Source organism: Candidatus Viridilinea mediisalina, assembly GCF_002532535.1.
Taxonomy (GTDB): Bacteria; Chloroflexota; Chloroflexia; order Chloroflexales; family Chloroflexaceae; genus Viridilinea; species Viridilinea mediisalina.
In genome coordinates this window covers 1-2017 of record NZ_NQWI01000257.1, presented here as the reverse complement: position 1 = coordinate 2017, position 2017 = coordinate 1, and the positions used below count along the sequence as shown (strand labels likewise).

Below are 2017 nucleotides of genomic sequence, written 5' to 3'. Positions count from 1 at the left end.
GATTGCCACCCAGTCATGCGCGGGCGGTGGGCCATTCAGTTGCCAGACAAAGCGCGCCTGGAAACGACGCCCCTCGATCGGCAGCACCTCAACCCCGCGTAGTAGCGCCGGGCCAAGCGCAAGCTCAAGATCGGGCAGATCACTCATGCTGACCAGCGTCACCGTTTGGGGCAGCACAGCCTCGGTGGGCGCATCACGCTCAAAGAGCAGCAGGCCATCACGGGCGACCACCAAGCCAAAATCGGGGGCGTCCAAGGCCATACGAATCTGTACCTGCTCATGAGTCGTTGGTGCCCGCCAATCGAAGAGCGCATCGGCAAGTACATAGTCAACATGGGGTAGAATCGTTGGCAACAGACTTCCATCAAGATCTTGAGGGTAGCGCACCACATAGAGCGTATCACGATTGGCGAGGTGTGGTGCCAAAAAGATCGAAGCGGCCAAAGGTGCATGCTCAGGTACATGTTCAGCCAGCACCCGATCCTTCACCACATCGCGTTCAATGCGCCCATAGATCCAGTGGTGCAAGCCGCCATTGGCCTCACGGCTCCAGAATCGCGGATTGAGCGGCTGCTGTACCAAAAGGGCCGAAGCCAACACCACCAAGACCGTGGTAGCGCCCAAATCAACCTGCCAGCGCCAAGCCTGCGCCCCCTGGCCCACCTGCGCCCGTGCCCGCAGCGCCCCATCAACAACAGCCAACACCACAAAAGGCACCACCAGCGCATAGTGATGGTAGTTATACTGATAGACCGCCCCCGGCCCGGTACTCACCAGCACCGCCAGGGTCAAAGGCGCAGCGGGCAACAACCAACGCCAGCCGCGCCAACCAAGCAGCAACATCGGCCCAAAGACCAGCAGCGCATGGTAAAAGCGATCGGGCAATGTGGCCGCAATAGCACCAAGATCGCCATAGTAGTGGTTCACATAACTCGTTGCTGCCGCTCCTACCACCTGAGAGTCAGCAAAGAATTCGCGCACGCCAAAAAAGACCACGCCGCCATACACCACCGCCGCCACCATCGTCCAAAAACCGACGCGCCGATCTCCACCCCAGAGCCAGAGGTAGGCCCCAATCCCGGCGACAGGTGCCGCCACATAGACCTTGCAACTCAGCGCGAGTGCCAGCCAAAGGCCATAGCTCCGCCATGCCTTGCGGTCGGCGGCGTCGAGCGCAAAGAGCAACAACGGCATCGCCAGCGTATCGCCATGGAAATCAAAAAGCACCGCCGTCTGCATCACCGGATAGAAGAGGTAGATCAGCGCAATGCAACGGGCCGCCATACGACTATCGAGTTGGCGTAGGGCGATACGGTAGGCCGGAATCGCCCCTACCGTCGCCAATAGCGCCTGGCCGATGAGCAATACTTGCGGATTGGGCCAAATGGCAACAAGAGGGACAAACGCGAGATAGAAGATCTCAACATGGCCAGCCAGACGGCTACCATTGCCATATGGCCCCGTCCACACCAACGGCTCACCGCGCAGCACTGACAGGATCGCCTGGCTCATATTGCCCAGATCGAGCATGCCAGAGTTATAGCCCCAATAGCGCGCCAGGCTGAGCAGGGTCAGCATTGCGCCAACCACGAGCATCGCCAGCCAGAGGAGCGGGTCGCGGATGGGGTGGTGGGTTGGAGGTGGTTGCATCATGCTATTTCAGATTGTAGATTGCAGATTACCGAACATGATTTCCCAATGCGCTTGAGCGTCATTGATGGTGACAAGGCGATGAAATCTCACAGGATCACTTTTGTGCTATGACCTATCTCCTGCATCATACCAAACGAGCGTGACCATAATCCCAATTGGGTGTGACTGGAATCTGTAGGGCGGTGCCCTACACCCCCTTGGACGGGGGGATGATGCGAGGGAACCAGGTTCCCTCGCGCACCCTATGTTCGGCAATCTACAATCTACAATCTACAATCGAAAATGGTATCACTCCACCTCCAGCACCGCCACCACCACTGGCACTACTCCCGGCGGCAAGGCCCGTGGATCAGAGAGGGGCGTT

Annotated in this window: 1 protein-coding gene; it reads right to left on the bottom strand. The window is 58.8% G+C overall.

The features are described 5' to 3' along the window. Positions 1-1653: DUF2079 domain-containing protein (locus tag CJ255_RS21830; protein WP_124682057.1), on the bottom strand; the 1653-nt coding region annotated here is incomplete at its 3' end. Positions 1654-2017: the final 364 nt, after the last annotated feature.